Source organism: Methylobacterium sp. PvP105 (assembly GCF_017876975.1).
In the GTDB taxonomy this organism is placed as follows: domain Bacteria; phylum Pseudomonadota; class Alphaproteobacteria; order Rhizobiales; family Beijerinckiaceae; genus Methylobacterium; species Methylobacterium radiotolerans.
In genome coordinates this window covers 3,311,699-3,338,180 of the sequence record NZ_JAGIPA010000001.1, presented here as the reverse complement: position 1 = coordinate 3,338,180, position 26,482 = coordinate 3,311,699, and the positions used below count along the sequence as shown (strand labels likewise).

Below are 26,482 nucleotides of genomic sequence, written 5' to 3'. Positions count from 1 at the left end.
GCCGGCGCCAAGGCCGGTGCCGAAGTGGGGCGAGGATGCGCGGCTCTACGCGCGGCGCGCCCTCGACTACGGCGACGCCAACGCGGCCGGCCTCGCCGATGCCGCAAACCGGTACGGAGCGCTCGCCGACGCGATGAAGCATCCCGCGCCGGCGCCGGAAACGGCCGCGCCGTAGCCCCGCAAGCCTGTGAAAGTTTCACGGGCTTCCTGGCCGGCTGCTGCCTCTCACCCACCGAACGCAAGCCGGTTTGTCTCTCACGAGAGGCCGGCCCGCTTAACACAACGCGCGACCGGAACACCGGCGCGCGGTTCTCCGGCCTTGGGGGCCAGGATCATGACGCAGCAGCTCCAGCAGACCCAGCAGATGCAGATGCAGCCGCGGGACACGGATACGCGTCTCGGGATCCTGGAGACGGCCGTCTCCGACATCCGCTCAGTGATGCAAGACATCCGTAGCGACCTGAAGACCCGCAGCTCGATCAACTGGGCGCCGGTGAACATCATGCTCGCCGTCTGCACGGTCGCCGGCGGCATGTTCTTCACGTGGGTCAATTCGAACAACGGTCGCCTCGAGGGCGCGATCGCCAAGGTGGAGGCGCGCACCGAGGCCTACGTGCCGCGCCAGGACCTCGACACACGTTTTGCAGTGGTTTCGCAGCGTCGGGACGATCTCCAGCGCCTGACCGATGCCCGGGTCGAGCGGGTCGAGCGCGATCTCGACACGATCACGAAGCAGCTGGTCCCGCGCGGGGAGCACGAGCAGATGTGGGCGGCCCAGCGCGCCCGCGATGCGGATTTGCAGCGCCAGTCCGACCAGAACCGGCAAGGGCTCTATGACCTCAACACCCCGCGCGACACCATCCAGGGCATGCAGCGCCGGATCGACGAGCTGGAGCGGGATGCTCGCGCGCCGGCGCGGCGCTGAGTTTTGCGGGTTAACGTCTTTCGGGGTTGATCCGCGGTCAAAACGTACCCGCAGCCAAATCGGCTTCCAAGGTTGATAGCGGCACACCGAGGATGAGCTTCCGGGTCCGCAGCGCGCCATGTCCGTGGCCCTCGCGGGTAATCCCGAGCCGGATCTCTTCGCCAATCCGGCCGTGCTTGAGCAGGGCCTTGGCCCGCAGCGTTTCGAGGTCGTAGCCGACGCCTTGCATGTTCATGCGGCCGATGAGGTTGTTCAGGCTTTCGACATAGGCGTTGGTCTGGAGGTGGTCCCAGTAGTTCAAGATCCACGGCCGCCAGTTGTTGATGGCATCGATGCTCGGCTTGAATGGGCGACGGTAGGCGGGCGGCAGATCCCGCAGCCATTGGTCCATGCGCTCGCTCGCCTCGGCCTTGGAAGTCGCATCGTAGATCTCGTAGTAGGCTTCCTTCCACTCGTAGGCGTGTTTGAGTTCAGGGAAGAACGTGAACAGGGCAGTCAGTTGATTGCGGGTGAAGGGCTTCGCGGTTTCCCAGCGAGCGAGGAAGACCTTCTGCTTGTTCTTGAGGTGAATGCGCTCGGACTTCGATATGTCCCCTTGGAACAGGCGTCTGATCGCCTCCACGCCTCGGTTGGATGTCCGTTGGACATGGTACTTGTCGATGACCGTAACGGCATTCGGGAACAGCTTCTTGGTGATGCCGCGATAGTCCTTCCACATGTCCTGACAGACCACCTCGACGTGGTTCCTGCCGGGCATGGCCCCGAAGTAGCGGTTCAGGTCCAGCACCTTCCGGGACGGCTGCATGTCGAGCATGTAGCCCCGTTCGATGTCGCCGATGATGAAGCGGGCCTTCTTCTGGATGTACTTCTCGTCCATGCCGAGCACGCGGGGCATCGTCGGCACGTAGCCCTTCAGCTTCTTGGCGGCGTAGTCCTTGAAGATCCGCTCAACCTGCTTGGCATCGACGCCATTGACCTGCGCGGCCTGATTGAACGGCCACTCAACGGCGTCCTTCTGGATGCGCCGGAGCAGCTTCTTGGTCATGTCGTGGCGCGTGTCGATGTCGGGCAAGCCCTCGTACATCGGCCTGCCGCACTCCTTGCACTTGTAGCGCTGGCGGTCAATTTCGATGAACACGGTCTGCCGCCGCATCTTCAATTTGACGGGCTGCCCCTGGATCGGGAAGTCGCGATGCTTGCCGTTTCGCTTCGTGACATGCCGCATGTCCGCCAGCAGGCAGCACCGCGGGAACGTCGGCGCCTTGCTCCGAACGGTGATGATGAGGGTGCCATCCTCGGTGCGGGTGTCCTCAACGATCAGCCGGTCGAGGCGCAACAGGTCCGTCACTCGGACCCCTCGGCAGCCCCTTTGCCCGGCTGCCGTTTCTCCCGCCGCTTCAGTTCGCGCTCGACGGCTCCGCGAAGGAGATCGGACCGCTTTTCGCCCTGATCCAACACAGCATCCATCCGCGCGAACGTCCCGGCCGGGAGCCGCGCAGGCATCTGCTCTTCGTTGATACGCTTCCGGCCCACGGCCACGTTCATTGCTGATATCTCCATTTTCCGCAAACTGATATCACCTACACGGATCGCGCTTGACCCGTATCAGATATCATCTATTGTGAAAAGAGATATCAGATTGAAGGACATCTTAGATGGAAAACGCAGCGAGAATTAACCCTGCGGCCTATGCCGCAGTTCTTGAAGCCGTCCGCTCGGCTTGGGCGCTTGTCGATAATACGGGGTATGACGAGTTTCTTCCTCTCGCCATCAACCGGGATGACTGGAATGACTTGGCGGCCAGTATGGCGGCCTTGAACGCCCTGATCCCGGCGGGTGAACTTCCAGCGGAGCCGCCTCATGCTGTTGTCTGCTGTTGGCCCGCCGCCTCCGGTTCGAGGCCGGAACTCAGTGAAGTCACGGAGTTGCAGATCCGCTATTTGTGCAGCGCTCTTGGTGGCTCAATTGACGAGAAGGCGGCGCTGGCTTTGCGCGTCCGTGAACTCGAAGCCGATTGCGGGGCAGCCATCGGCGCGATCCGCAACACCATCGTGGCGCTCGATGCGCAAGGTTGCTGCCAGATGATGGCAGACGCGCTGCGCATCCTGATCGACAGGGTGGATGCTGGCGGATCAATCCGCGGCGAGTGGCCACCCTCCGGGTCAACCGACACGACCCATCAACCTCCAAAGCCCCAATCGACCTGATGGGCGGCTATGGGCTTAGCAACCTCGAATGTCGGATACCCTAAAAATGTTCCGCGGAACATTGCGCGGCAATCGCCAAGGCCAGGTCGTGGCGGCCGTCACTGGCGAATTTTGGGGGGCTCCCGGAAAGAATGACCAGCAATAAAATCAATAACTTAACGTTGCGAGTTCGTTAACAGACCTTTTAATCGAGCGGGCGCAAGACAATAGGTCGGGATCGCGGCGGCCGCCCGGCCGAACCGGGGGCTCCCCGCCCCGGGGGCGCGATCTGACGCGGGCACCGGCCGGCCCTGCGATCGGGCTTAACGCGCCGTTAACCATGCAGGCGGCAGATTTTGCCGAGCCCGCTCGTCCCGGCGCGGCCACGCCATCCCGGAGGCGACCATGGCCCTCACCGATCTGCCCGTGCTGAGCATGCTGCGCACGCGGATGCAATGGGCGCAGGCGCGCCAGGGCGTGATCGCCGAGAACGTCGCCAACGCCGACATGCCGGGCTTCAAGCCCCGCGACCTCGTGGAGCCGCGCTTCGACCGGGCCACCGGCGCGCTGGCCACCACCGGGTCCAGCCTGACGCTCACGAGCGCGGGCCACATGGCCCCGCCCGGCCAGAGCGTCGGGGCCGATTCCAAGCGCGCCAAGGGCTTCGAGATCCGCCCCAGCGGCAACGGCGTCAACCTCGAGGACGAGATGATGAAGGCCGGCGAGAACCAGTCGGACTACCAGCTCGCCGCCTCGTTGTACCAGCACAGCCTGACCACCCTGAAGATCGCGATCGGCAAGAGCTAGGCGCGCCGGCCGAAAGTGGAGCGCTGACGGCCGCGGCGTCGCGGCGGCGGGAGGGTCCTGAGCCATGGAATTCACGAAGTCGCTGGCGGTGGCGGCCGCGGGCCTCAAGGCCCAGTCGGGCCGGATGCGCATCATCGCCGAGAACATCGCCAACGCCGATTCCGCGCCGGCCTCGGCCGGGGCGCAGCCCTACCGGCGCAAGATCCCGACCTTCACCAGCCACCTCGACGACGAGACCGGCGCCCGGCTGGTCGAGGCGGGGCGCGTCAAGCGCGACCCGTCGGCCTTCCGGACCAAGTACGAGCCGGGCAACCCCGCGGCCGACGCCCAGGGCGTGGTGCAGATGCCCAACGTCAACGCGCTGATCGAGAACATGGACCTGCGCGAGGCCCAGCGCTCCTACGAGGCGAACCTCAACATGATCAGCGCCACCCGCAAGATGCTGGCGCAGACCCTCGGCATCCTGAAATGAGCCCCGAGGCCCGCGGCAGGACCGCATAGCAAGGACGCATGGCGATGGCTTCGAGCAACTTCGCGGCGGGGGCCTACGCGGCCGTCCAGGGCCTCGCCGGCGGCCGGCCCGCCCCCCGGGTGCAGCCGACGACCGGCACCGGCACCGACTTCATGCAGATGCTCGGGCAGACCCTGGACAGCGTCGGCGATGCCGGCCGGCGGGCGGATTCCCAGGCCGTCTCGGCCGCCGCCGGCAAGGCCAACGTCGTGGACGTGGTCACCGCGGTCGCCGAGAGCGAGACCGCCCTCCAGACCATGGTGGCGGTGCGCGACCGCATGATCTCCGCCTACGAGGAGATCATGCGCATGCAGATCTGACCGGCCGACCGTTTCGCCGCCCGCTCCCCCCGCACAGATCGCACCCCCATGACCGGCCTCGCCATCCTCGACATCGCCCGCGACGGCATCTTCGTGTTCCTCAAGGTGGCCGGGCCCCTGATGCTGGTCGCCCTCGCGGTCGGCCTCGCCGTTTCCCTGGTCCAGGCCCTGACGCAGATCCAGGAGCAGACGCTGATCTACGTGCCCAAGGTCGTGGCGGTGTTCGCCGCGCTCCTGCTGATGCTGCCCTTCATGGGCGACGCCATGGCCGGCTACATGACCCGCATCGCCGCCCGCATCGCGGCCGGCGGCTGATGCGCGCGCCGGCCGGGACAGGCGCGGCTCCCGCGTGCCATAGGGGCCGCGATGAACCTGCTCCTGCCCGGCATCGCCTCGGCCTACCTGATCACCTTCGCGCGCATCGGCACGCTGATCATGCTGATGCCGGGGATCGGCGAGCAGACGGTGTCGCCACGGCTGCGCCTCGCCTTCGCGCTGCTCACCGCCCTGGTGCTGTTCCCGACCGTGCGCCCGCTGCTCGGCGGCACCGAGGGCGTGGCCGGCCCGCGGCTGATCGGGCTCCTGTTCGGCGAGACGATCATCGGGCTCGTGCTCGGCCTGACAGCGCGCATGATCCTCGCCGCCCTTCAGACCGCCGGGGTGATCATCTCGGCGCAGGTCGGGCTGTCCTACGCCATGACGGTCGATCCCAGCCAGGGCGGCCAGCAGGTGGCGATCGGCAACTTCCTGTCGCTGCTCGGGATCACGCTGATCTTCGCCGCGGACCTGCACCATCTCGCCATCGAGGGCGTGGCCCGCAGCTACGAGGTGCTGCCCCCCGACGGCGTGCCGTCCTTCTCGGACGCGCTGATGCTGGCCACGAAGGCGCTCGCCCGGGGCTTCACCCTGGCGGTGCAGATCTCCGGCCCGTTCATCGCCTTCGGGATCCTGTTCAACCTGGGGCTCGGCGTGCTGTCGCGGCTGATGCCCCAGATGCAGGTGTTCTTCCTGGCGGTGCCGGCCTCGGTGCTGATCGGCATGCTGCTGCTGATGGGATGCCTCGGCGTCATGATGGGCGTCTTCCTCGACGATCTGGGCCGGTATCTCGGGGATTACGTCGGCCGCTGAGCGGCCGGACCGCCCGTGACCCGATGATGTCCACGCTCTGAGCGCGACGTGAGATGGCCGACGATACCGACGACGAGGACAAGACCGAGGAGCCGTCCCAGCGACGGCTCGATCAGGCCATCGAGCGCGGCGACGTCGCGACCAGCACCGAGATCAACACCTTCGCGATGCTGGGCGCGTTCACCCTGGCGCTGCTGGTCGCGGCCCCGACCATCGCCACGAACCTCCTGCACGGGCTCAAGGCCTACCTCGCCAACGCCCACGCCCTGCCGGACGACGCCGCGGCCATGAAGGCGGCCATGACGCGCGGCCTGTGGCTGTGGCTCCAGGCGGTGGCGGTGCCGGTGGGACTGGCCGTCGTGGCGGGGCTGGCCGCGGGGCTCCTGCAGCACCCGCTGGTGTTCTCCGCCGAGACGCTGATGCCGAAATTCTCGCGCCTCTCGCCGATGGCGGGCGTGAAGCGGCTCCTCGGCGTCGAGGCCCTGTTCCAGTTCGGCAAGGGGCTGGCGAAGATCGCCGCCGTGGGCGTGGTCGGCGCGGTGATGCTGTGGAACGACCGCGACCGGCTGGAGGTGTTCGCCCGCCTGGACCCGGCCGCCTCCATGCCGGCGATCCTGTCCCTCAGCCTGAAGCTGCTCGCCGGCATGCTGTGCATGCACCTCGCGATCACCCTCGGCGACGCGCTCTACGCGCGGTTCCGCTGGCGCAAGCGCCACCGGATGTCGAAGGAGGAACTCAAGCAGGAGATGAAGGAGTCGGACGGCAATCCCGAGGTCAAGGGCCGCCTGAAGCAGCTCCGGATGGCCCGGGTGAAGAAGCGCATGATGGCCGCGGTCCCCACCGCCACCGTCGTGGTGACGAACCCGACCCACTACGCGGTGGCGCTCCGCTACGAGACCGGCATGGCCGCGCCGGTCTGCGTCGCCAAGGGCGTCGACGCGCTGGCCCTGCGGATCCGCGCGGTGGCGGCCGAGACCGGCGTCGCGGTCATCGAGAACCCGCCGCTCGCCCGGGCGCTTCACGCCACCGTGGAGATCGACCGGGAGATCCCGGCCGAGCATTACCGGGCCGTGGCGGAGGTCATCGGGTTCGTGCTGCGCCTGCGCAGAAGGGCGGCGTAGGCCGCGCGCGACCCCGCGCCGGGGCAATTCGCCGAGTCAGTTTGCCGAGTCAGTTTGCCGAGCCGTTCTGCCGAACGCCCGGGCCGGCGAAAGCCACGCTTCCTCCACCTTTTTTCGCGAGGCTGTGTCTAGGCTTGGCGCGACGAGACTGATGCCGCGCCGCGCATGTCCTGATATGGCCGGCGGACTAACCGGGTGACTGTTCTGGAATGAAGCCGATGGCCGACGTCACTGGACCTCCGGCGCCCGCCGCGGGCCCGCAGAATTCGGGTCCCCCGGTCGCACAGGCGTCAGCCCTGCTGGGAACGGGCTCGATCGACCGGTCGGAACAGCCGGGCCGGGTCGGCCTGCTGCTCGTGCTCGCCGGGCTGCTGGTCGGCGCCGCTATCGGCCTGTCCTTCGTGGCCAACGAGCAGGCCCAGTCGCTGATCGTCTGGCTCCTGGCCCTGCTGGCCATGGCGGGCGTGTTCTTCCTGTTCGCCCTCGCCATCGGGGCGCTCCAGCTCAGCGGCAGCGCCGCCCGGGACGACATCACCAAGGGCATCGTCGACGCCTCGCCGGACGGCAAGCTGGTGGTGGAGGACGGCGGCCGGCTGATCTACGCCAACGAGGCCTACCTGCGGATCGCCAGCGGCGACACCTTCTCGAACCTCGTGCCGGTGGAGCGCATCCTCGTCGGCTCCCCGGAGGTTTCCGAAGCCGTCTACCGCCTGTCGCAGGCCTCGCGCGACGCCCGGGCCCACACCGAGGAGGTGCGGATGTCGCCGCCCCTCGGACCCACGGCCGGCGAGCGCGGCTTCGGCTGGTACCGGGTCTCGGTGCGGCCCCTCGCGCGCCCGCGCCGGGCGGCCTCCCTCTGGACGGTCGCCGACATCACCGCCGAGCGCGAGCGGCAGGAGAACGTCTTCCAGGAACTCCAGCACGCCATCGACTACCTCGACCACGCCCCGGCGGGCTTCCTGTCGATCGATCCGGCCGGCGCCATCGTGTACATGAACGCGACCCTGGCGGCCTGGCTCGGCTACGACCTCGCCAGCGTCGGACCGGGCGGCCCGCACCTCACCGAGATCGCACCGGAGGCGGACGTGCTGGTGCGCACCGCCGGCCTGCCCGGCGAGGTCCGCACCGACCGCTTCGACCTCGACCTGCGCCGCCGCAACGGTCACACCCTGCCGGTCCGGCTCTACCACCGGGTCGCCTTCGGCAAGGACGGCAAGCCCGGCTCGTCGCGGACCTTCGTGATCAACCGCTCCGCCGGGGCCGAGACCGACGAGCCGCAGCGCGCCGCCGAGGTGCGCCTCGCCCGCTTCCTCAACAACTCGCCGATCGCCATCGCGACGCTCGACAGCAGCGGCCGGATCGCCCGCGCCAACGCCTCGTTCACGCGGCTGTTCGGCACGGTCCCGCGGCAGGCCGACGACGGAGCCCCGGACGGCGAGGGCGTGCCCCGGGTCGAGCCCAACGTCGCCGACTCGGTGGCGGACCGGACCGCCCTGGAGGCCGGCCTCGCCCGCGCCGCGAGCGGGCGCACCGATCCGGAGCCGATCGAGGTCCAGCTGAACGGGCCCGGCGGCCGCTCGGCCCGGGTCTGGCTGAGCCCGGCCGACGGCGGCGATCCCGGCCAGCAGACCGACGAGGCCGAGCGGGTGATCCTCTACGCCCTCGACACGACGGCGCAGCGCCAGCTGGAGCAGCAGGTCGCCCAGGCCCAGAAGATGAACGCGGTCGGCCAGCTCGCCGGCGGCATCGCGCACGACTTCAACAACGTCCTGCAGGCGATCATCGGCTACTCGGACCTGCTGCTCGCGAGCCACCGGCCGACCGACCCGGCCTTCCAGGACATCATGCAGATCAAGCAGAACGCCAACCGGGCGGCGGGCCTCGTCCGCCAGCTCCTGGCGTTCTCCCGCCGGCAGACCCTGCGTCCCGAGGTGATGAATGTCGGGGAGGCGCTCTCGGAGCTGACCCTCCTCCTCAAGCGGCTCCTCGGCGAGCGCGTCGCCCTGGAGCTGAAGCACGGCCGCGAGGTCTGGCCGGTGAAGGCCGACGTCAACCAGTTCGAGCAAGTGATCGTCAATCTCGCGGTCAACGCCCGCGACGCCATGCCGGAGGGCGGCAAGCTGATGATCCGTACCGAGAACGTCTCCGATCCGGGGGCGGCCGCGGGGGCGGAGGGGCGCGGCGGGGCGCCGGCGGGCGACCACGTGCTGATCGAGGTGCGCGACACCGGTCAGGGCATCCCGCCCGAACTGATGGAGAAGATCTTCGAGCCGTTCTTCACCACCAAGGAGATCGGCAAGGGCACCGGCCTCGGGCTCTCGACGGTGTTCGGCATCGTCAAGCAGTCCGGCGGCACCATCGACGTGCAGTCGAAGGTCGGGGAGGGCACCGCCTTCCGCATCTACCTGCCGCGCCACGTGCCCGTGGCAGAGGCCGAGGAGGTGCCGGTCGCGGCCGCCGAGCCCGCCCTGCCGCGCGCGGAGCCGCTCGCGCCGACCGTCCTGCAGCCGGGCGCCGATCCGACCGCCAAGCCGGCCACCGGCAGCGACGGCGTCGCGCCGCGGGGTGAGGCGCCGCCCGCCAAGGCCGACAAGCCGGCGCCGCGCAAGCCCGCCGCCGACCATACGGGGCAGGGCACCATCCTGCTCGTCGAGGACGAGGATCCGGTGCGGGCGGTCAACAGCCGGGCGCTCTCGGCCCGCGGCTACACGGTTCTGGAGGCGGCCTCGGGCCTAGAGGCCCTGGCGATCGTGCGCGAGGGCGCCCAGACCATCGACCTCGTCGTCTCCGACGTGGTCATGCCCGAGATGGACGGCCCGACCCTCCTGCGCGAGGTGCGCAAGCATCAGCCCGACCTGAAGGTGATCTTCGTCTCCGGCTACGCCGAGGACGCGTTCCGCAAGAACCTGCCCGAGGGCGAGACCTTCAATTTCCTGCCGAAGCCCTTCAGCCTGAAGCAGCTCGTCGAGACCGTGAAGAAGACGATGGCCGACTGAGGGTCGGCGCCGGCGCGTCCTCCCGCCGCCCCTGAACGCGAAGCGGCCCCGGAGAGGCTCCGGGGCCGCCGATCTTCGCGGGTCGCAAGGTCCGCCGCGCGCCGATCCCGGTGCGCGGCGGCGCGGCTCAGGCCTCGCCCTCGTCGAGATCGTCCGCCGTTGGAGCGGCGTTCTCCAGGATCTTCTCGGCGACCAGACCGGAATTCTGCCGGATCGAGCCCTCGATCTCGGCGGCGATCTTCGGGTTGTCGCGCAGGAAGCCCTTCGAGTTCTCGCGGCCCTGGCCGAGGCGCTGGCTGTTGTACGAGAACCAGGCGCCGGACTTCTCGACGATGCCGGCCTTCACGCCGAGGTCGATCAGCTCGCCGACCTTCGACACGCCCTCGCCGAACATGATGTCGAACTCGACCTGCTTGAACGGCGGCGCGACCTTGTTCTTCACCACCTTGACGCGGACCTGGTTGCCGATCGCCTCGTCGCGGTCCTTGAGGGTCGAGATGCGGCGGATGTCCAGGCGCACCGACGCGTAGAACTTGAGGGCGTTGCCACCCGTAGTCGTCTCGGGGCTGCCGTACATGACGCCGATCTTCATCCGGATCTGGTTGATGAAGATGACCATGCAGTTCGAGCGCGAGATCGAGCCGGTCAGCTTGCGCAGGGCCTGGCTCATCAGCCGGGCCTGGAGGCCGGGCTGGCTCTCGCCCATCTCGCCCTCGATCTCGGCCCGCGGGGTCAGCGCGGCCACCGAGTCGACCACCAGCACGTCGATGGCGCCGGAGCGCACCAGCGTGTCGGTGATCTCGAGCGCCTGCTCGCCCGTGTCGGGCTGGGAGATGAGCAGGTCGTCGAGGTTCACGCCGAGCTTGCGGGCATAGACCGGGTCGAGGGCGTGCTCGGCATCCACGAAGGCGCAGACGCCGCCCTTCTTCTGGGCCTCCGCGATGGTGTGGAGCGCCAGCGTCGTCTTGCCCGACGATTCGGGACCGTAGATCTCGATCACGCGGCCGCGCGGCAGGCCGCCGACGCCGAGCGCGATGTCGAGGCCGAGCGAGCCGGTCGAGACGGTCTCGACCTCCTGAACCTTGTCGCTCTTGCCGAGCCGCATGATCGAGCCCTTGCCGAAGGCGCGCTCGATCTGAGACAGGGCGGCGTCGATCGCCTTGGACTTGTCCTTGTCCACCGGGGGCATGTCGACCACTTTCAATGCGGGCTGGGCCATCTGGCGGGCTCCTTATGAAGGGGTTGGACGCAGTTCACAACGCGCGTCGCCACCGCTTCTATGTACCCGTTTTGTTCTCAGTCGACAAGGCCCGGGACGCCGCTCGTCCGCCGGGCGGACGCGAAAGTGCGGCTGCGCGGCGCACACCGAGTTCGAGACGGAACGCTGGCCGTTCACACGCCCGGGAAAAACCCGGCGGCCGATCGGCCGAATCGTCCCATAGGCGCTCCCGGAAACGACGACGCCCGGCACGAATCCGGCTCTCGCGAGTCGAATTGCGTCCGGGCGTTCGTCGTTCCGGTCACCCGGCGAACCCGGGACGGACACCCTCGCGGGCACCATCCCGCGACGCCGCGGGCCGGGATCAGGCGATCGCGGGAAGCCGCAACCGCCGGGATCGCGGGATCAGGCGGCTTCGCCGGCCTCGGCCTGGGCAGCGTCGCCCTCGACCAGCTTCCAGGTCTTGGTCTTCGAGAACGGACGGCACTCCTCGATGAACACCGTCTGCCCGACCTTGGCGACGTTGCCCTCGTCGTGCGCGTGATAGTTCTTCGAGCGACGCACGGTCTTCTTCATCACCGGGTGCGTGAAGCGACGCTCCACCTTCACCACGATGGTCTTCTCACCCTTGTCGCTGACGACGGTGCCCTGCAGGATGCGCTTCGGCATGGTTGTCTCCTAAAACCCGCCTCAGCCCTTGGCCTGCTGCAGCGTCTTGGCGCGCTGCAGAGTCCGGACACGGGCGATGTCGCGGCGGACCTCACGGACGCGGGCGACGTTCTCGAGCTGGCCGGTGGCCCCCTGGAAGCGCAGGTTGAACTGCTCCTTCTTGAGGTTGATCAGCTCGTCATTCAGCTGATCCGGCGACAGCGCCTTCAGATCAGACAGTCTCTGGATCGACTTCACGATATCCTCCGTTCAGTCGGCGATGCGCTGGACGACCCGCGTGCGGATCGGGAGCTTCGCGGCGCCGAGGCGGAGCGCCTCCTTGGCGATGTTCTCGGCAACGCCGTCGACCTCGAACATGATCCGGCCGGGATGGACCCGGGCCGCCCAGTAATCCGGGGCGCCCTTACCGGAGCCCATGCGGACCTCGGTCGGCTTGGACGAGACCGGGACGTCCGGGAACACTCGGATCCAGACGCGGCCCTGGCGCTTCATCTCGCGGGTGATCGCGCGGCGGGCCGCCTCGATCTGGCGGGCGGTGACGCGCTCGGGCTCCACCGCCTTCAGGCCGAACTGGCCGAAGTTCAGCTCGAAGCCGCCCTTGGCCGCACCGTGGATGCGGCCCTTGAACTGCTTGCGGAAGCGGGTCTTTTTCGGTTGCAGCATGGCTTCCTACCTTACGCGTGCTCGCGCTCGCGGCGTCCGCGCTCGCGGCCGCCCTCGCCATCGCGCTCACGGCGTCCGCCGGAGCGGCCGCCCTCTTCCTGGGCCTTCTTGTCCTGAGCCATCGGGTCGTGCTCGAGGATCTCGCCCTTGAACACCCACACCTTGATGCCGCAGGTGCCGTAGGTCGTGAACGCCGTGGCGGTGCCGTAGTCGACGTCGGCGCGCAGCGTGTGCAGCGGGACGCGGCCCTCGCGGTACCACTCCTGGCGGGCGATCTCGGCGCCGCCGAGGCGGCCCGAGCAGTTGATCCGGATGCCCTCGGCGCCCAGACGCATGGCCGACTGGACGGCCCGCTTCATGGCGCGACGGAAGGCGACGCGGCGCTCGAGCTGCTGGGCGATCGAGTCGGCCACCAGGGTGGCGTCGATCTCGGGCTTGCGCACCTCGACGATGTTGATGGTCACGTCGGCCTTGGTCATGGTGCCGACGAGCTTGCGCAGCTTCTCGATATCCGCGCCCTTCTTGCCGATCACCACGCCCGGACGACCCGAGTGGATGGTGACGCGGCACTTCCGGTGCGGGCGCTCGATGACGATCTTGGAGACCGCCGCCTGCTTGAGCTGCTTCATGAGGGCGGCGCGGATCGCGACGTCCTCGTGCATGAGCTTCGCGTAGTCGCCCTTGTTGGCGAACCAGCGGGAATCCCAGGTCCGGTTGATGCCGAGCCGGAGACCGATCGGGTTGACTTTCTGGCCCATCAGATCCTCCTCAGGCCGCTTCGGCCTGGCGGACTTCGCGAACCACGATGGTGAGGTTCGAGAAGGGCTTCAGGATGCGCGCGCCGCGGCCGCGGGCGCGGGCGTGGAAACGCTTGAGAACCAGCGCCTTGCCGACGAAGGCCTGGGAGACGACGAGGTCGTCCACGTCCAGGTCGTGGTTGTTCTCGGCGTTGGCGATGGCGCTCTCGAGGCACTTCTTGACCTCGGTCGAGATCCGCTTGCGCGAGAACTGCAACTCGGCGAGCGCCGTGTCGACCTTCTTGCCGCGGATCATCTGCGCCACGAGGTTGAGCTTCTGCGGGCTGACGCGCAGCATGCGCGCGACGGCCTTCGCCTCGTTCTCGGGGAGCGCGCGGGGGGTGGCTTGCTTGCCCATCTCAGCGCCTCTTCGCCTTCTTGTCGGCCGCGTGGCCCGGGAAGGTGCGGGTCGGCGAGAACTCGCCGAACTTGTGCCCGACCATCTCCTCGGTGACGTAGACCGGGATGTGCTTCTGCCCGTTGTGCACACCGAAGGTGAGCCCGACGAACTGCGGGAGGATCGTGGAGCGGCGGCTCCAGATCTTGATGACCTCGGAGCGCGAGGAGCCCCGCGCCGCCTCGGCCTTCTTGAAGAGGTAGCCGTCGACGAACGGCCCCTTCCAGAGAGAGCGTGCCATAGCGATTACTTCTTGCGGTTGTGGCGGCTGGACAGGATGAACACGTCGGTCCGCTTGTTGGACCGGGTCTTCTTCCCCTTGGTGGGCACGCCCCAGGGCGTGACCGGGTTGCGGCCGCCCGAGGTGCGACCCTCGCCGCCGCCGTGCGGATGGTCGACCGGGTTCATCGCCACGCCGCGGTTGTGCGGGCGCTTGCCGAGCCAACGGTTGCGCCCGGCCTTGCCGAGCGAGATGTTCATGTGGTCCGGGTTCGAGACCGCGCCGACGCTGGCGAAGCACTGACCATGGACCAGGCGCTGCTCGCCGGAGTTCAGGCGGAGCGTCACGTAGCCCTGGTCGCGGCCGACGATCTGCGCGTAGTTGCCGGCCGAGCGGGCGATCGCGCCGCCCTTGCCGATCTTCAGCTCGACATTGTGGACGATCGTGCCCACCGGCATCGAGCCGACCGGACCGGCATTGCCCGGCTTGATGTCGACGCTCTCGCCGGCCACCACCTTGTCGCCCGGCTGCAGGCGCTGCGGGGCCAGGATGTAGCTCTGCTTCCCGTCCGGGAAGTTGATCAGCGCGATGAACGCGGTGCGGTTCGGATCGTACTCGATCCGCTCGACGGTGGCGGCGACGCCCAGCTGGTCGCGACGCTTGAAGTCGACGTTGCGCAGCACGCGCTTGTGGCCACCGCCGCGGAAGCGGACGGTGATGCGGCCGAGGTTGTTCCGGCCGCCGGAGGACGACTTGCCCTCCGTCAGCGCCTTCACCGGCTTGCCCTTGTAGAGCTCACGGCGGTCGACGAGCACGAGCTGGCGCAGGCTCGGCGTGACCGGTTTGAATGTCTTCAAGGCCATCGGCTTGGATCCCTAAAACCCGTCCTCAGAGCCCGGTCGTGACGTCGATCGTGTGGCCCTCGGCCAGGGTCACGATCGCCTTCTTCACGTCGGAGCGCTGTCCGCGGAGGCCGCGGAAAATCTTCTTCTTTCCCTTGGTGACAAGGGTGTTCACGGCCGTGACCTTGACGTCGAACAGCTTCTCCACGGCCTCCTTGATCTGAGGCTTGGTCGCCTTGGGGGCGACCCGGAACACGACCTTGTTCTGCTCGGTCAGGTTCGTCGCCTTCTCGGTGATGACCGGGGAGACGACGATGTCGTAGTGGCGCGGATCGGCACTCATTTGAAACGCTCCTCCAGCGCGTCGACGGCGGCCTTCGTCAGGACGAGCGTGTCGCGGCGCAGGATGTCGTAGACGTTGATGCCCTGCACGGGCAGCACGTCGATCTGCGGGATGGCGCGGGCGGCCCGGCCGAAATTCACGTCGACCTCGGCACCGCCGATGATCAGCGCGTTCGAGAGGCCCATCTTGCCGAAGCGCTCGATGAGACCCTTGGTCTTGTGGTCCTCGATCTTGATGTCGTCGACGACGATCAGGGTCGAGGCCTTGGCCTTGGACGACAGGGCGTGGCGCAGGGCCAGCGCGCGGACCTTCTTGGGCAGGTCGTGGCTGTGGTCGCGCACGACCGGGCCGAACGCTCGGCCGCCGCCGCGGAACTGCGGCGCCGAGGCCGCGCCGTGGCGGGCGTTGCCCGTGCCCTTCTGCTTGTAGAGCTTCTTGCGGGTCCGGTTCACGTCCGAGCGGTTCTGCACGGCATGGGTGCCGGCGCGGCGCTTGGCGAGCTGCCAGCGGACCATGCGCTGCAGCAGGTCGGCGCGCGGCTCCAGGCCGAAGATCTCTTCGTTCAGCTCGACCGAGCCGGCACCGGCGCCGTCGAGGGTTTTGATATCGAGCTTCATCACGCGGTCTCCTCAGCCGCAGGGGCCTCGGTCGCCGGAGCGGAGGCGCCGTTCTCGCGGAACTTGCCCGGCAGCGGAACATCGGCGGGGAGCTTGCGCTTCACCGCGTCGCGGATCTGGATCCAGCCGCCGGCGACGCCCGGCACCGCGCCCTCGACCAGGATCAGGCCGCGCTCGGGATCGGTGCGCACGACGCGCAGGTTCTGGGTCGTGACCCGCTCGACGCCGAGGTGACCCGGCATCTTCTTGTTCTTGAAGGTCTTGCCCGGGTCCTGACGGCCACCGGTCGAGCCGATCGAGCGGTGCGAGATCGACACGCCGTGGGTGGCGCGCAGGCCGCCGAAGTTCCAGCGCTTGATACCGCCGGCGAAGCCCTTACCGGTCGTGGTGCCGGTGACATCCACGAACTGGCCGGGGATGAAGTGGTCCGCGGTGATCTCGGCGCCGACCGGGATCAGCGCGTCCTCGGTGACGCGGAACTCGGCGAGCTTCTTCTTCGGCTCGACCTTGGCGACCGCGAAGCGGCCCCGCTCGGCGGCCGAGACGTTCTTGACCTTGGCCTTGCCGACGCCGACCTGCAGCGCGACGTAGCCGTTCTTCTCGACGGTGCGGTGGGCAACCACCTGGCACTGATCGATCTTGAGCACGGTGACAGGGACATGCTCCCCCGCGTCCGTGAAGACGCGGGTCATGCCGACCTTCTGTGCGATGACGCCTGAGCGCATAGGTTCTCTCCCTCGCGCGATGAAACGGTAAGCTCTAAGTCCTCAGCGGACTCAGAGCTTGATCTCCACGTCCACGCCGGCGGCGAGGTCGAGCTTCATCAGCGCGTCCACGGTCTGAGGCGTCGGATCGACGATATCGAGCACCCGCTTGTGCGTGCGCATCTCGAACTGCTCGCGCGACTTCTTGTCGATGTGGGGCGAGCGGTTCACGGTGAACTTGGCGATGTGCGTCGGGAGCGGGATCGGGCCGCGGATGGTCGCGCCCGTACGCTTGGCCGTGGAGACGATCTCCTTAGTCGACGCATCGAGGATGCGGTGATCGAACGCCTTGAGGCGAATGCGGATGTTCTGACCGTTCATGATCCTGGAACCTTGAGAGGGACGGCGGGGTACGCGGGGCGCTCACCCCGCCGCGCCCTGCTAAGGATGCTTGCTCGAGCTCAGTCGTTGATGGCGGCGACGACGCCGGCGCCGACGGTGCGGCCGCCCTCGCGGATGGCGAAGCGCAGCTTCTCCTCCATGGCCACCGGCACGATCAGCGCCACGTCCATGGTCACGTTGTCGCCCGGCATCACCATCTCGGTGCCCTCGGGGAGCGTGCAGATCCCGGTCACGTCCGTGGTCCGGAAGTAGAACTGCGGCCGGTAGTTGGTGAAGAACGGCGTGTGGCGGCCGCCCTCCTCCTTGGTCAGGATGTACGCCTCGGCCTTGAACTTCGAGTGCGGCTTCACCGAACCCGGCTTGCACACCACCTGGCCGCGCTCCACGTCCTCGCGCTTCGTGCCGCGCAGCAGCACGCCGACGTTGTCGCCCGCCTGGCCCTGGTCGAGCAGCTTGCGGAACATCTCGACGCCGGTCACCGTCGTCTTGGTGGTCGCCCGGATGCCGACGATCTCGACTTCCTCGCCCACCTTCACGATGCCGCGCTCGACGCGACCCGTCACCACCGTGCCGCGGCCCGAGATCGAGAACACGTCCTCGATCGGCATCAGGAACGGCATGTCGATCGGACGCTCCGGCTGCGGGATGTAGGCGTCCACGGTCGCCATCAGCGCCAGGACCGCCTCCTTGCCGATCTTCGGCTCCTTGTCCTCGAGCGCCATCAGCGCCGAGCCCTTGGTGATCGGGATGTCGTCGCCGGGGAAGTCGTACTTCGACAGCAGCTCGCGCACCTCGAGCTCGACCAGCTCCAGCAGCTCCTCGTCGTCGACCATGTCGACCTTGTTGAGGAACACCACCAGCGCCGGCACGCCGACCTGGCGGGCCAGCAGGATGTGCTCGCGGGTCTGCGGCATCGGGCCGTCGGCCGCCGACACAACCAGGATCGCGCCGTCCATCTGCGCCGCGCCCGTGATCATGTTCTTCACGTAGTCGGCGTGGCCGGGGCAGTCGACGTGCGCGTAGTGACGGTTCTGCGTCTCGTACTCCACGTGCGCCGTCGAGATCGTGATCCCGCGCGCCTTCTCCTCAGGCGCCTTGTCGATCTGGTCGTAGGCCGTGAACGTCGCCCCGCCCGTCTCGGCCAGAACCTTCGTGATCGCCGCCGTCAGAGACGTCTTGCCGTGATCGACGTGGCCGATCGTGCCAATGTTGCAGTGCGGCTTGGTGCGGGAGAACTTTTCCTTGCCCATCAGAGCCTCCTAAATTCGAATTCGCGTTGCGGAAGAAGAGATGCTTAGGCGTACTTGGCGATGACCTTGTCGGCCTCGCCGCGCGGCACCTCTTCGTAGTGGTCGAACTGCATCGTGAAGTTGGCGCGGCCCTGGGAGAAGGAGCGCAGCTGATTCACGTAGCCGAACATGTTGGCCAGCGGCACCATCGCGTTGATGACGTTGGCGTTGCCGCGCATGTCCTGGCCCTGGATCTGGCCGCGGCGGGCGTTCAGGTCGCCGATGACCGAGCCGGTGTACTCTTCCGGCGAGACGACCTCGACCTTCATCACCGGCTCGAGCAGGACCGAGCCGCCCTTCTGCAGGGCCTCACGGAAGGCCGCGCGGGAGGCGATCTCGAAGGCGAGCGCCGACGAGTCGACGTCGTGGTAGGCGCCGTCGACCAGCTCGACCTTGACGTCGACGACCGGGAAGCCGGCCAGCACGCCGGCGCCGAGCACCGAGTTCAGGCCCTTCTCGACGCCCGGGATGTACTCCTTCGGCACCGCGCCGCCGACGATCTTCGACTCGAACGAGAAGCCGGCGCCCGGCTCGTTCGGCTCGACCACGAACTTCACGCGGGCGAACTGACCGGTACCGCCGGTCTGCTTCTTGTGCGTGTAGTCGATCTCCTGACGGCGGGTCAGCTTCTCGCGGTAGGCGACCTGCGGCTGGCCGATATTCGCGTCGACCTTGTAGGTGCGGCGCAGGATGTCGACCTTGATGTCCAGGTGGAGCTCGCCCATCCCCTTGAGGATGGTCTGGCCCGACTCCTGGTCGGTGGAGACGCGGAAGGACGGATCCTCGGCGGCGAGCTTCGAGAGCGCGATGCCGAGCTTCTCCTGGTCGGCCTTCGACTTCGGCTCGACGGCGATCTCGATGACGGGCTCGGGGAACTCCATCTTCTCGAGGATCACGGCCTTCTGCGGGTCGCAGAGGGTGTCGCCCGTGCGGGTATCCTTGAGGCCGGCGAGGGCGACGATGTCGCCCGCGAAGGCCTCCTTGATGTCCTCGCGGTTGTTGGCGTGCATCAGGAGCATGCGGCCGACGCGCTCCTTCTTGTCGCGCGACGAGTTCAGGACGTTGGCGCCCGTCTCGACCTTGCCCGAGTACACGCGGCAGAAGGTGATCGTGCCGACGTGGGGATCGTCCATGATCTTGAAGGCGAGCATGGAGAAGGGATCCGAGTCCGACGGGTGACGGACGGTCTCTTCCTCGGTCTTGAAGTCGATGCCCTTGATCTCGCCGCGGTCGGCCGGGGAGGGCAGGTAGTCCACGACGGCGTCGAGGAGCGGCTGCACGCCCTTGTTCTTGAACGCCGAGCCGCAGAGCACCGGGTGGAAGGCGCGCAGCTGCACGGCCTTGCGCACTAGGGTGCGCATCGTCGCCTCGTCCGGCTCGTTGCCGTCGAGGTAGGCGGACATGGCGTCGTCGTCGAGCTCGACGCAGGCCTCGACCAGCTTGGTGCGGTACTCGACGGCCTGGTCCTTGAGGTCGGCCGGGATCTCGGTCTCGTCGAAGTTGGCGCCGAGCGCCTCGCCCGACCAGACGATCGCCTTCATCTTGATGAGGTCGATGACGCCCTGGAAGCTGGACTCGGCCCCGATCGGGAGCTGCAGGCACACGGGCTTGCCGGCGACGCGGTCGATGATGTCTGCGACGCACTTGAAGAAGTCGGCGCCGATCTTGTCCATCTTGTTGACGAACACGACGCGCGGCACGTCGTACTTGTCGGCCTGGCGCCACACGGTCTCGGTCTGCGGCTCGACGCCCTGGTTGCCGTCGAGCACGCACACGGCGCCGTCGAGCACGCGGAGCGAGCGCTCCACCTCGATGGTGAAGTCGACGTGGCCGGGGGTGTCGATGATGTTCAGGCGCTTGTCGCGCCAGAAGCAGGTGGTCGCAGCCGAGGTGATCGTGATGCCACGCTCCTGCTCCTGCGCCATCCAGTCCATGGTGGCGGCGCCCTCATGGACCTCGCCGATCTTGTGGGACTTTCCGGTGTAGTAGAGGATCCGCTCCGTGGTCGTGGTCTTGCCGGCATCGATGTGGGCCATGATGCCGAAGTTGCGGTAGTCCTCGATCGCGTGCGTGCGGGGCATCGAATTGCTCCTGAGAGACGGCGGAACCGCTTACCAGCGGTAGTGCGAGAAGGCGCGGTTGGCTTCCGCCATCCGGTGCGTGTCTTCGCGCTTCTTGACGGCGTTGCCGCGGTTGTTGGCGGCGTCGAGCAGCTCGGCCGAGAGGCGCTCGACCATGGTGCGGTCGTTCCGCGAGCGCGCGGCCTGGATCAGCCAGCGGATCGCCAGCGCCTGGCGGCGCTCAGTGCGGACCTCGACGGGGACCTGGTAGGTCGCGCCGCCGACGCGGCGGGAGCGGACCTCGATCATCGGGGCCACGTTGTCGAGCGCGGCGCGGAACACCTCGATCGGGTTGGCGCGGGCGCGGTTCTCGACGATGTCGAAGGCGCCGTAGACGATCCGCTCGGCGGTCGACTTCTTGCCCTCGTACATGATGGAGTTCATGAACTTCGTCAGCACCACGTCCCCGTACTTCGGGTCCGGGATGATCTCACGCTTCTCGGCAGAGTGACGACGGGACATCTTCTGAGACTCTCGAACGAAAAGATCTTAAGCGCCCCGCGCAGGTCGCCTCAGCCCTGAGGCCGGCGACATCCTTACGAGGCCGTGGAAACACGGACCGGCGCCCGGGAAATATCCGGGCGTCCGACTTACTTCGGCCGCTTGGCGCCGTACTTCGACCGGCGCTGCTTGCGGTTCTTCACGCCCTGCGTGTCGAGCACGCCGCGCAGGATGTGGTAGCGCACGCCCGGAAGATCCTTCACGCGGCCGCCGCGGATCATCACCACGGAGTGCTCCTGAAGGTTGTGACCCTCGCCCGGGATGTAGCCAATCACCTCGAAACCGTTGGTGAGGCGCACCTTGGCGACCTTCCGGAGCGCCGAGTTCGGCTTCTTCGGGGTCGTCGTGTAGACGCGGGTGCAGACGCCGCGCTTCTGCGGGCAAGCGTCGAGCGCCGGAACCTTGTTGCGGCTCCGCTGGATCTTCCGCGGCTGGGCGATCAGCTGGTTGATCGTCGGCATCCTGTGCCCTCTTCCTCGGTCACCTAGTCCGAACTGCGCAGGGCAGTCCGCAAAACGAATATGCGCCGGAGGGCCTGTCACGGACCCTCGGCGCGGTGTGGGCAGAGGAGCACGCCCGAAACGAACGCGCTCGTACCTACGGATCTGACTTACAGCGTCAGGCGATTTGAACCCTCGGAGCGCTCGGGGCGATGGCGGCGGCTTCCGGGGGTTTGCCCGTGGGCCGTCGGCAGGCGATGGCCGTCCGAAGTGGCGCGCTTCTAGACGCGGTTGCCCCTCAGGTCAATGCGGTTACGGCAGAAAACTGCACCGCGGCTGAGGTTAAGGATCGGTCAAGGCCGCGCCATCTGGCGCCGCGCCTGCGCGACCGCTGTCGGATCGCTTATCGCCCACGGCTGTCGGCCGGGTCAACGCAGACCGGCCGGGCCGCGCCACTTCCGGCGCCACGCCCGCGCCGGGGCGGATCGAGGAAGACCTGCCCTCCGGCACGGCGGGAAAATGCGTCCCTCGCCGCCGGCGGTCTCGGCGAGATCCCCACGCCGTCAGAGAATAAAGGAAATCTTTTCCCGTTGATTTAGCCGCATGCTCGAGATGATGATGGGTCGTTTCCCGACTCAGCGCCGCGCTGTCGCTCATCTGAGCGCAGCATGGACTGAATCAATACGCATCTCGATCTGTTAATTATTCTCCACACGCACAGCCAGACCGAGAATATCCGGGAAACTGGGCAATACCTTCACCTGTACGGACTTCCGACGATCTGATGGAGCTACCTTTGCGCCGCCTCTTCGCCTTCGCCCTCGCCATCGTCCTGTCTGCGGGCCCCGCCCTGGCCGACCGTCTGGACGCCATCCGACAGGCCGGCGTTCTCCGGGTCGCCGCCTTCGACAGCAACCCACCTTTCGGTTTCGTCGATCCGGCGACGAAGCGGATCAACGGCCTGGACGTCGAGTACGCGCAGGCCATCGCCGACGCGCTCGGCGTCAAGCTGGAGGTTCGGCCCACCAATCCGGCGAATCGGATCCCGCTGCTCACCTCCGGCAAGGTCGATCTGGTTCTGGCGAATTTCACCATCACGGACGAGCGGGCCAAGCAGCTCGATTTCAGCATCCCGTACTTCGCCTCCGGCCAGCAATTCCTGGCGAAGAAGGGCACCCTGTCGTCGCCGGAGCAGCTGAACGGGCTCCGGATCGGCGCCGACAAGGGCACAACCAATGAGATCGTCCTGCGCCGCGATTTCCCGAGGGCCATCGTGGTAGCCTTCGACGACACGCCCTTCGCCTTCACGGCGCTGCGCAACGGCAACGTTCAGGCGATCACGCAGGACGGTCCGAAGCTGGTCGGGCTGCTCGCGAAGGTGCCGGACCGGGAGAACTACGAGATTCCCGCCTTCAGTATCTCCAACGACTATATCGGCGTCGGCATCCCGAAGGGCGAGACGCGCCTGCGGGATCTCGTGAACGAGACTCTGCGCGGCCTGGAGGCGAGCGGGCGGGCGGCCGCGATCTACGACCGCTGGTTCGGGCCCGAGACCGAGCAGCCCCTGCCGCGCCTGTTCCGGATCGGGGACCGTCGCTGACCGAGCCGGCCCGGCACCGATGACTCCACTGGTCGGCGACGCGCTCGCGCCGCGCTACCTCGCCTGGCTGCTGCAGGGCTTCGGCGTCACCCTGGCCCTGTCGGCAGCCACCTGCCTCGCCGGCACAGCGCTGGGCTTCGCGGCGTGCGGGCTACGGGAGGCGGGCGGCCGCGCGGGACGCGGTGTCGTCACCCTCTCGGTCGGCATCGTCCGCAACACGCCGCTGCTGGTCCAGCTCTTCATCTGGTACTTCGCGGTCGCCGCCGCTCTGCCGCACGGCGTGACGGCCTGGCTCAACGCGCCGCACGTCCTGGACCTGGGACTCGGCGCCCTGCGCTGGCCCGCCTACGAGAGCCTCGCCGGGCTCTGCGGGCTCGCGCTCTACGCGGGCGCCTACATCGCCGAGGAACTCCGCGCCGGCATCGGGGCCGTCCGGTCCACCCAGCGGGAGGCCGCCCTCGCCCTGGGCCTGGCGCCCGTCCAGGCGTTCCGCCACATCGTGCTGCCCCAGGCCCTGCGCGTCGCCTGGCTGCCGATCGTCGGCCAATACCTGAACACGCTCAAGAACACCTCGCTGACCATGACGATCGGCCTCGCGGAGTTGTCCTACGCGTCCCGGCAGGTCGAGACCGAGACCTTCGAGACCTTCCAGGCCTTCGGCATCGCGACGCTCCTCTATGTCGGCGCGGCGGCCGCGGTGGAGACGGCCGGGCAGATCCTCGGCCGCCGGTTCCGTCCCCCGGGCCGGCACCGATGAACCCCTCGATCGTCATCGACAATCTCGGCTACCTGCTGGTCGGGGCTTGGCCCGACGGACCGGTCGGCGGGCTTGCCCTGACCCTGATTCTCTCCGGCCTGTCCGGTCTCGCCTCGGCCGCACTCGGGCTCATCTTCGGCGTCGTCCTGGCCGTGAGTGCGGGTGCCGCCCGGACGATCCTCACCGCCGGGCTCGGCTTCCTCCGCGCCGTGCCGGTCGTGATGCTGATCTTCTGGACCTACTTCCTGCTGCCGATCCTGTTCGGCGTGTCGATCCCGGAGGCCGGTACGGTCGCGGCGGCGCTGTCGCTCGTCGGAGGCGCCTACCTGTCCTACGGCGTGGCGTCGGGCATCGCGAGCGTCGGCCGCGGCCAGTGGGAGGCCGGCCTGGCGCTCGGCCTCGGTCCCTGGCGCACCCTGCGATTCGTCATCCTGCCGCAGGCGCTGCGCGCCATGGCGCCGTCCTTCGTCAACCAGTGGACCACGCTCCTCAAGGACACGTCGCTCGCCTACGTGATCGGCGTGCCCGAATTGTCCTTCGTGGCCGCGCAGGTGAACAACCGCGCCATGATCTACCCGGCCGAGATCTTCCTCTTCGTCGGTGCCGTCTACGGCGTCCTGTGCGTCTCCCTGGACGGGCTGGCCTCCCGTGTGAGGTGACCCGGCAAGGTCCCGGCGCATCGCGCCAAGTGACGGAGCGGCCGAAGGGCCCACGCGCCCGAGCCGGCCCGCGGGACGTGGCCGATTCCTCCGGGCACACGCGCAAGGCGTACCGGATCGGGGCAGGCGCGCGCCGGCACGGTCTACGGAGAATTAAAGCGATCCATCGAATTGTCGCGCTCATCGGGCGGCCAGGTCGCCGCCGCAGGTTCGCGTCGAGGGTGTTGCGTATGGGTTGCGTCGCGGTCAGCAACGTCGTTCCGTTCCGGCGGCCGATTCCCGCCCAGGCCCCCGGCGAGCGGGAGGCGCGCAACCGTCGCCGCAGCGAGCAGCGCTCCCTGCTGGACGCGGTCTACGCCACCGGCAGCATGGTCGTCGCCGCGGAGGATCGAGGCCTCAAGCTCACCGCCTCGCGGCTGCAAGTCTACGGCTTCCTGGCGATCGAGGAGGTGGGCGAGGACGGCCGGATGCGGCGGCTCCGCCCGTCCGAGGCGATTCGCGCCCGCTCGGAGCGGCCCTGGCGCCTGTCGAAGCCCGCGAGCGGGGCCTCGGTCACCATCCCGAGCCTCGACGGCTTCCTGTTCGAGACGGCCGGCCAGCCGATCTGATCGATTCCGACCGCCGCGCGACAACCGACCGGTGCGCCGACAGGCGTGCCGGTCGTCGCGCGTCCGGGGCCCGGGCTCCGCCAGGGCACCGCCAACAGGCCCCGACGCCGGATCAGCCCCCGATGCGGCGGCGACGATTTCCCGCCGGTCGGCTTGCCATCGGCGGCCGCCCGTAGTATGCGCCCGGCCTTCGCGACATTTCCGATGGGTGCTCGCACCCCGTGAACGCGGTGACCGCGCCGGTGTCTCAAAACACCGCCAGCGCGGTCGAACACATGAGCCGGGGACGTCAGGTCCCCATCAGGCGTCGTCCGCCGGGCAATACCGTCCGTGTGCGGAAACCCGCCTGAAACAAGGAGTCACGCACGTGATCCAGATGCAGACGAATCTGGACGTTGCCGACAACTCGGGTGCACGCCGTGTGATGTGCATCAAGGTTCTCGGCGGGTCGAAGCGCAAGTATGCCGGCGTGGGCGACGTGATCGTCGTCTCCGTCAAGGAGGCGATCCCGCGCGGTCGCGTCAAGAAGGGCGACGTCATGAAGGCGGTCGTCGTCCGCACGGCCAAGGACGTGAAGCGCGCCGACGGTTCGGTGATCCGCTTCGACAAGAACGCCGCGGTCCTGATCAACAACCAGAAGGAGCCGATCGGCACCCGTATCTTCGGACCGGTGCCGCGCGAGCTCCGCGCCCGCAACCACATGAAGATCATCTCCCTGGCTCCGGAGGTGCTGTAATGGCTGCCAAGATCAAGAAGGGCGACAAGGTCGTCGTGCTCACTGGCCGCGACTCGGGACGGTCGGGCGAGGTGATCCAGGTTCTGCCGAAGGAAGGCCGGGCCTTCGTGCGCGGCATCAACCTGGTGAAGAAGCACCAGAAGCAGACCCAGAACCAGGAAGGCGGCATCATCTCCAAGGAGGCCGCCATCCAGCTCTCGAACATCGCGGTGGCGGACGCCAACGGCAAGCCGACCCGCGTGGGTTTCCGCATCCTCGAAGACGGGCGCAAGGTCCGGTTCGCCAAGACCACGGGGGATCAGATCGATGGCTGAGGCCGACAAGAACGCCTACACCCCGCGCCTGCGCAAGCACTACGACGAGGTGGTTCGCCAGAAGCTGATCGAAGAGTTCGGCTACAAGAACCCGATGGAAGTGCCGCAGATCACGAAGATCGTGATCAACATGGGCGTCGGCGAGTCCACCGCGGACTCGAAGAAGGCCTCGGTGGCGGCGGCCGATCTGGCCCTGATCGCCGGCCAGAAGCCGGTCATCACGAAGGCCCGCAAGGCCATCGCGACCTTCAAGGTCCGCGAGGGCATGCCGATCGGCTGCAAGGTGACCCTGCGCAAGCAGCGCATGTACGAGTTCATGGACCGGCTGATCACCATCGCGCTGCCGCGCGTGCGTGACTTCCGCGGCCTGAATCCGCGCTCGTTCGACGGCCGCGGCAACTACGCCCTGGGTCTCAAGGAGCACCTCGTGTTCCCGGAGATTTCCTACGACAAGGCCGAGCAGATGTGGGGCATGGACATCGTCGTGGCGACCACCGCCAAGACCGATGCCGAGGCCAAGGCGCTGCTCGCCGCCTTCAAGTTCCCGTTCCGGCAGTGAGGCCCTCGGGTCTCAGACGCGGACACCGGAGA

The 26,482-nt window shown here is 67.9% G+C and carries 35 protein-coding genes; 17 read left to right on the top strand and 18 right to left on the bottom strand.

Going from position 1 to position 26,482, the window contains the following annotated elements; all coding sequences use genetic code 11:
* Positions 1-16: 16 nt before the first annotated feature.
* A complete protein-coding gene (locus J3A75_RS16135) occupies positions 17-175 on the top strand; it encodes a hypothetical protein (RefSeq protein ID WP_209650429.1) in 159 nt (52 codons plus the stop codon).
* 159 nt (positions 176-334) lie between these two features.
* Positions 335-925 (top strand): hypothetical protein, encoded by a 591-nt coding sequence (locus J3A75_RS16130; RefSeq protein ID WP_091927510.1) that lies wholly within the window; start codon positions 335-337, stop codon positions 923-925.
* A gap of 37 nt (positions 926-962) precedes the next feature.
* On the opposite strand, the gene J3A75_RS16125 is transcribed toward J3A75_RS16130, so the two are convergent.
* Positions 963-2,273: an ISL3 family transposase gene (locus tag J3A75_RS16125; protein WP_209650428.1), complete on the bottom strand. Its 1,311-nt coding sequence runs from the start codon at positions 2,271-2,273 to the stop codon at positions 963-965.
* Positions 2,270-2,470, bottom strand: a complete 201-nt coding sequence (locus tag J3A75_RS16120; protein ID WP_209650427.1) for a hypothetical protein — start codon at positions 2,468-2,470, stop codon at positions 2,270-2,272. Before J3A75_RS16120 ends, J3A75_RS16125 begins: the two co-directional genes overlap by 4 nt.
* A 110-nt stretch (positions 2,471-2,580) precedes the next feature.
* Here J3A75_RS16120 and J3A75_RS16115 point away from each other — a divergent pair, with 110 nt between their 5' ends.
* The 8 genes from J3A75_RS16115 to cckA all read left to right on the top strand — a co-directional run bounded on the left by J3A75_RS16115 (position 2,581) and on the right by cckA (position 9,994).
* Positions 2,581-3,132, top strand: coding sequence for a hypothetical protein (locus J3A75_RS16115; RefSeq protein ID WP_209650426.1), 552 nt, complete (start codon positions 2,581-2,583; stop codon positions 3,130-3,132).
* A 384-nt stretch (positions 3,133-3,516) separates the two neighbouring features.
* Entirely contained in the window at positions 3,517-3,918 is a 402-nt protein-coding gene (gene flgB / locus J3A75_RS16110) for a flagellar basal body rod protein FlgB (protein ID WP_012319203.1), read from the top strand.
* A gap of 64 nt (positions 3,919-3,982) precedes the next feature.
* Positions 3,983-4,390, top strand: coding sequence for a flagellar basal body rod protein FlgC (flgC, locus tag J3A75_RS16105; RefSeq protein ID WP_012319202.1), 408 nt, complete (start codon positions 3,983-3,985; stop codon positions 4,388-4,390).
* Positions 4,391-4,434: 44 nt separating this feature from the next.
* Positions 4,435-4,749: a flagellar hook-basal body complex protein FliE gene (gene fliE / locus J3A75_RS16100; protein WP_012319201.1), complete on the top strand. Its 315-nt coding sequence runs from the start codon at positions 4,435-4,437 to the stop codon at positions 4,747-4,749.
* Positions 4,750-4,797: 48 nt separating this feature from the next.
* On the top strand, positions 4,798-5,064 hold the full coding sequence (gene fliQ / locus J3A75_RS16095; RefSeq protein WP_012319200.1) for a flagellar biosynthesis protein FliQ: 267 nt from the start codon (positions 4,798-4,800) through the stop codon (positions 5,062-5,064).
* A 51-nt stretch (positions 5,065-5,115) separates the two neighbouring features.
* A complete protein-coding gene (gene fliR, locus J3A75_RS16090; RefSeq protein WP_209650425.1) occupies positions 5,116-5,877 on the top strand; it encodes a flagellar biosynthetic protein FliR in 762 nt (253 codons plus the stop codon).
* 53 nt (positions 5,878-5,930) lie between these two features.
* Complete coding sequence (gene flhB, locus J3A75_RS16085) at positions 5,931-6,998, top strand: flagellar biosynthesis protein FlhB (protein ID WP_209650424.1); 1,068 nt, start codon at positions 5,931-5,933, stop codon at positions 6,996-6,998.
* Positions 6,999-7,216: 218 nt separating this feature from the next.
* Complete coding sequence (cckA, locus tag J3A75_RS16080) at positions 7,217-9,994, top strand: cell cycle histidine kinase CckA (RefSeq protein ID WP_012319197.1); 2,778 nt, start codon at positions 7,217-7,219, stop codon at positions 9,992-9,994.
* A 127-nt stretch (positions 9,995-10,121) separates the two neighbouring features.
* Here cckA and recA read toward each other — a convergent pair whose 3' ends face one another.
* From recA to rpsL, 16 genes are all read right to left on the bottom strand, one after another.
* On the bottom strand, positions 10,122-11,183 hold the full coding sequence (recA, locus tag J3A75_RS16075) for a recombinase RecA (RefSeq protein WP_373866322.1): 1,062 nt from the start codon (positions 11,181-11,183) through the stop codon (positions 10,122-10,124).
* Between the two features lie 435 nt (positions 11,184-11,618).
* Entirely contained in the window at positions 11,619-11,882 is a 264-nt protein-coding gene (gene rpsQ, locus J3A75_RS16070; RefSeq protein ID WP_012319195.1) for a 30S ribosomal protein S17, read from the bottom strand.
* A 21-nt stretch (positions 11,883-11,903) separates the two neighbouring features.
* Positions 11,904-12,119 (bottom strand): 50S ribosomal protein L29, encoded by a 216-nt coding sequence (rpmC, locus tag J3A75_RS16065; RefSeq protein WP_209650423.1) that lies wholly within the window; start codon positions 12,117-12,119, stop codon positions 11,904-11,906.
* A 12-nt stretch (positions 12,120-12,131) separates the two neighbouring features.
* The gene (gene rplP / locus J3A75_RS16060; protein WP_012319193.1) at positions 12,132-12,545 is read right to left on the bottom strand and encodes a 50S ribosomal protein L16; all 414 of its coding nucleotides are present in this window, start codon (positions 12,543-12,545) and stop codon (positions 12,132-12,134) included.
* 11 nt (positions 12,546-12,556) lie between these two features.
* On the bottom strand, positions 12,557-13,303 hold the full coding sequence (rpsC, locus tag J3A75_RS16055) for a 30S ribosomal protein S3 (RefSeq protein WP_012319192.1): 747 nt from the start codon (positions 13,301-13,303) through the stop codon (positions 12,557-12,559).
* 10 nt (positions 13,304-13,313) lie between these two features.
* On the bottom strand, positions 13,314-13,700 hold the full coding sequence (rplV, locus tag J3A75_RS16050) for a 50S ribosomal protein L22 (RefSeq protein WP_012319191.1): 387 nt from the start codon (positions 13,698-13,700) through the stop codon (positions 13,314-13,316).
* A 1-nt stretch (position 13,701) separates the two neighbouring features.
* A complete protein-coding gene (gene rpsS / locus J3A75_RS16045; RefSeq protein WP_012319190.1) occupies positions 13,702-13,980 on the bottom strand; it encodes a 30S ribosomal protein S19 in 279 nt (92 codons plus the stop codon).
* Between the two features lie 5 nt (positions 13,981-13,985).
* Entirely contained in the window at positions 13,986-14,822 is an 837-nt protein-coding gene (gene rplB, locus J3A75_RS16040; RefSeq protein WP_012319189.1) for a 50S ribosomal protein L2, read from the bottom strand.
* 25 nt (positions 14,823-14,847) lie between these two features.
* Positions 14,848-15,144 carry a 50S ribosomal protein L23 gene (locus J3A75_RS16035; protein WP_012319188.1) on the bottom strand — a complete coding sequence of 99 codons (297 nt, stop codon included), beginning with the start codon at positions 15,142-15,144 and terminating at the stop codon, positions 14,848-14,850.
* Positions 15,141-15,761 carry a 50S ribosomal protein L4 gene (gene rplD, locus J3A75_RS16030; RefSeq protein WP_012319187.1) on the bottom strand — a complete coding sequence of 207 codons (621 nt, stop codon included), beginning with the start codon at positions 15,759-15,761 and terminating at the stop codon, positions 15,141-15,143. The genes J3A75_RS16035 and rplD overlap by 4 nt, the downstream gene beginning before the upstream one ends.
* Positions 15,761-16,486: a 50S ribosomal protein L3 gene (gene rplC, locus J3A75_RS16025; RefSeq protein ID WP_012319186.1), complete on the bottom strand. Its 726-nt coding sequence runs from the start codon at positions 16,484-16,486 to the stop codon at positions 15,761-15,763. The genes rplD and rplC overlap by 1 nt, the downstream gene beginning before the upstream one ends.
* Positions 16,487-16,537: 51 nt before the next feature.
* A complete protein-coding gene (gene rpsJ / locus J3A75_RS16020; RefSeq protein ID WP_007569268.1) occupies positions 16,538-16,846 on the bottom strand; it encodes a 30S ribosomal protein S10 in 309 nt (102 codons plus the stop codon).
* An 80-nt stretch (positions 16,847-16,926) separates the two neighbouring features.
* Complete coding sequence (tuf, locus tag J3A75_RS16015) at positions 16,927-18,117, bottom strand: elongation factor Tu (protein WP_012319185.1); 1,191 nt, start codon at positions 18,115-18,117, stop codon at positions 16,927-16,929.
* A gap of 44 nt (positions 18,118-18,161) precedes the next feature.
* Positions 18,162-20,237, bottom strand: coding sequence for an elongation factor G (gene fusA, locus J3A75_RS16010; RefSeq protein WP_012319184.1), 2,076 nt, complete (start codon positions 20,235-20,237; stop codon positions 18,162-18,164).
* A gap of 30 nt (positions 20,238-20,267) precedes the next feature.
* Complete coding sequence (gene rpsG, locus J3A75_RS16005; RefSeq protein ID WP_012319183.1) at positions 20,268-20,738, bottom strand: 30S ribosomal protein S7; 471 nt, start codon at positions 20,736-20,738, stop codon at positions 20,268-20,270.
* Between the two features lie 128 nt (positions 20,739-20,866).
* The gene (rpsL, locus tag J3A75_RS16000; RefSeq protein WP_007557568.1) at positions 20,867-21,238 is read right to left on the bottom strand and encodes a 30S ribosomal protein S12; all 372 of its coding nucleotides are present in this window, start codon (positions 21,236-21,238) and stop codon (positions 20,867-20,869) included.
* Between the two features lie 775 nt (positions 21,239-22,013).
* Here rpsL and J3A75_RS15995 point away from each other — a divergent pair.
* The 7 genes from J3A75_RS15995 to rplE all read left to right on the top strand — a co-directional run bounded on the left by J3A75_RS15995 (position 22,014) and on the right by rplE (position 26,450).
* A complete protein-coding gene (locus J3A75_RS15995) occupies positions 22,014-22,817 on the top strand; it encodes an ABC transporter substrate-binding protein (protein WP_199825840.1) in 804 nt (267 codons plus the stop codon).
* A 19-nt stretch (positions 22,818-22,836) separates the two neighbouring features.
* Positions 22,837-23,574 (top strand): amino acid ABC transporter permease, encoded by a 738-nt coding sequence (locus J3A75_RS15990; protein WP_083374348.1) that lies wholly within the window; start codon positions 22,837-22,839, stop codon positions 23,572-23,574.
* A complete protein-coding gene (locus tag J3A75_RS15985; protein ID WP_070999478.1) occupies positions 23,571-24,233 on the top strand; it encodes an amino acid ABC transporter permease in 663 nt (220 codons plus the stop codon). The genes J3A75_RS15990 and J3A75_RS15985 overlap by 4 nt, the downstream gene beginning before the upstream one ends.
* Before the next feature lie 230 nt (positions 24,234-24,463).
* A complete protein-coding gene (locus J3A75_RS15980) occupies positions 24,464-24,841 on the top strand; it encodes a hypothetical protein (RefSeq protein WP_024830095.1) in 378 nt (125 codons plus the stop codon).
* Between the two features lie 367 nt (positions 24,842-25,208).
* On the top strand, positions 25,209-25,577 hold the full coding sequence (gene rplN, locus J3A75_RS15975) for a 50S ribosomal protein L14 (RefSeq protein WP_010686182.1): 369 nt from the start codon (positions 25,209-25,211) through the stop codon (positions 25,575-25,577).
* Positions 25,577-25,891, top strand: coding sequence for a 50S ribosomal protein L24 (rplX, locus tag J3A75_RS15970; protein ID WP_012319178.1), 315 nt, complete (start codon positions 25,577-25,579; stop codon positions 25,889-25,891). The genes rplN and rplX overlap by 1 nt, the downstream gene beginning before the upstream one ends.
* Positions 25,884-26,450, top strand: a complete 567-nt coding sequence (gene rplE / locus J3A75_RS15965) for a 50S ribosomal protein L5 (RefSeq protein ID WP_012319177.1) — start codon at positions 25,884-25,886, stop codon at positions 26,448-26,450. The genes rplX and rplE overlap by 8 nt, the downstream gene beginning before the upstream one ends.
* Positions 26,451-26,482 lie beyond the last annotated feature (32 nt).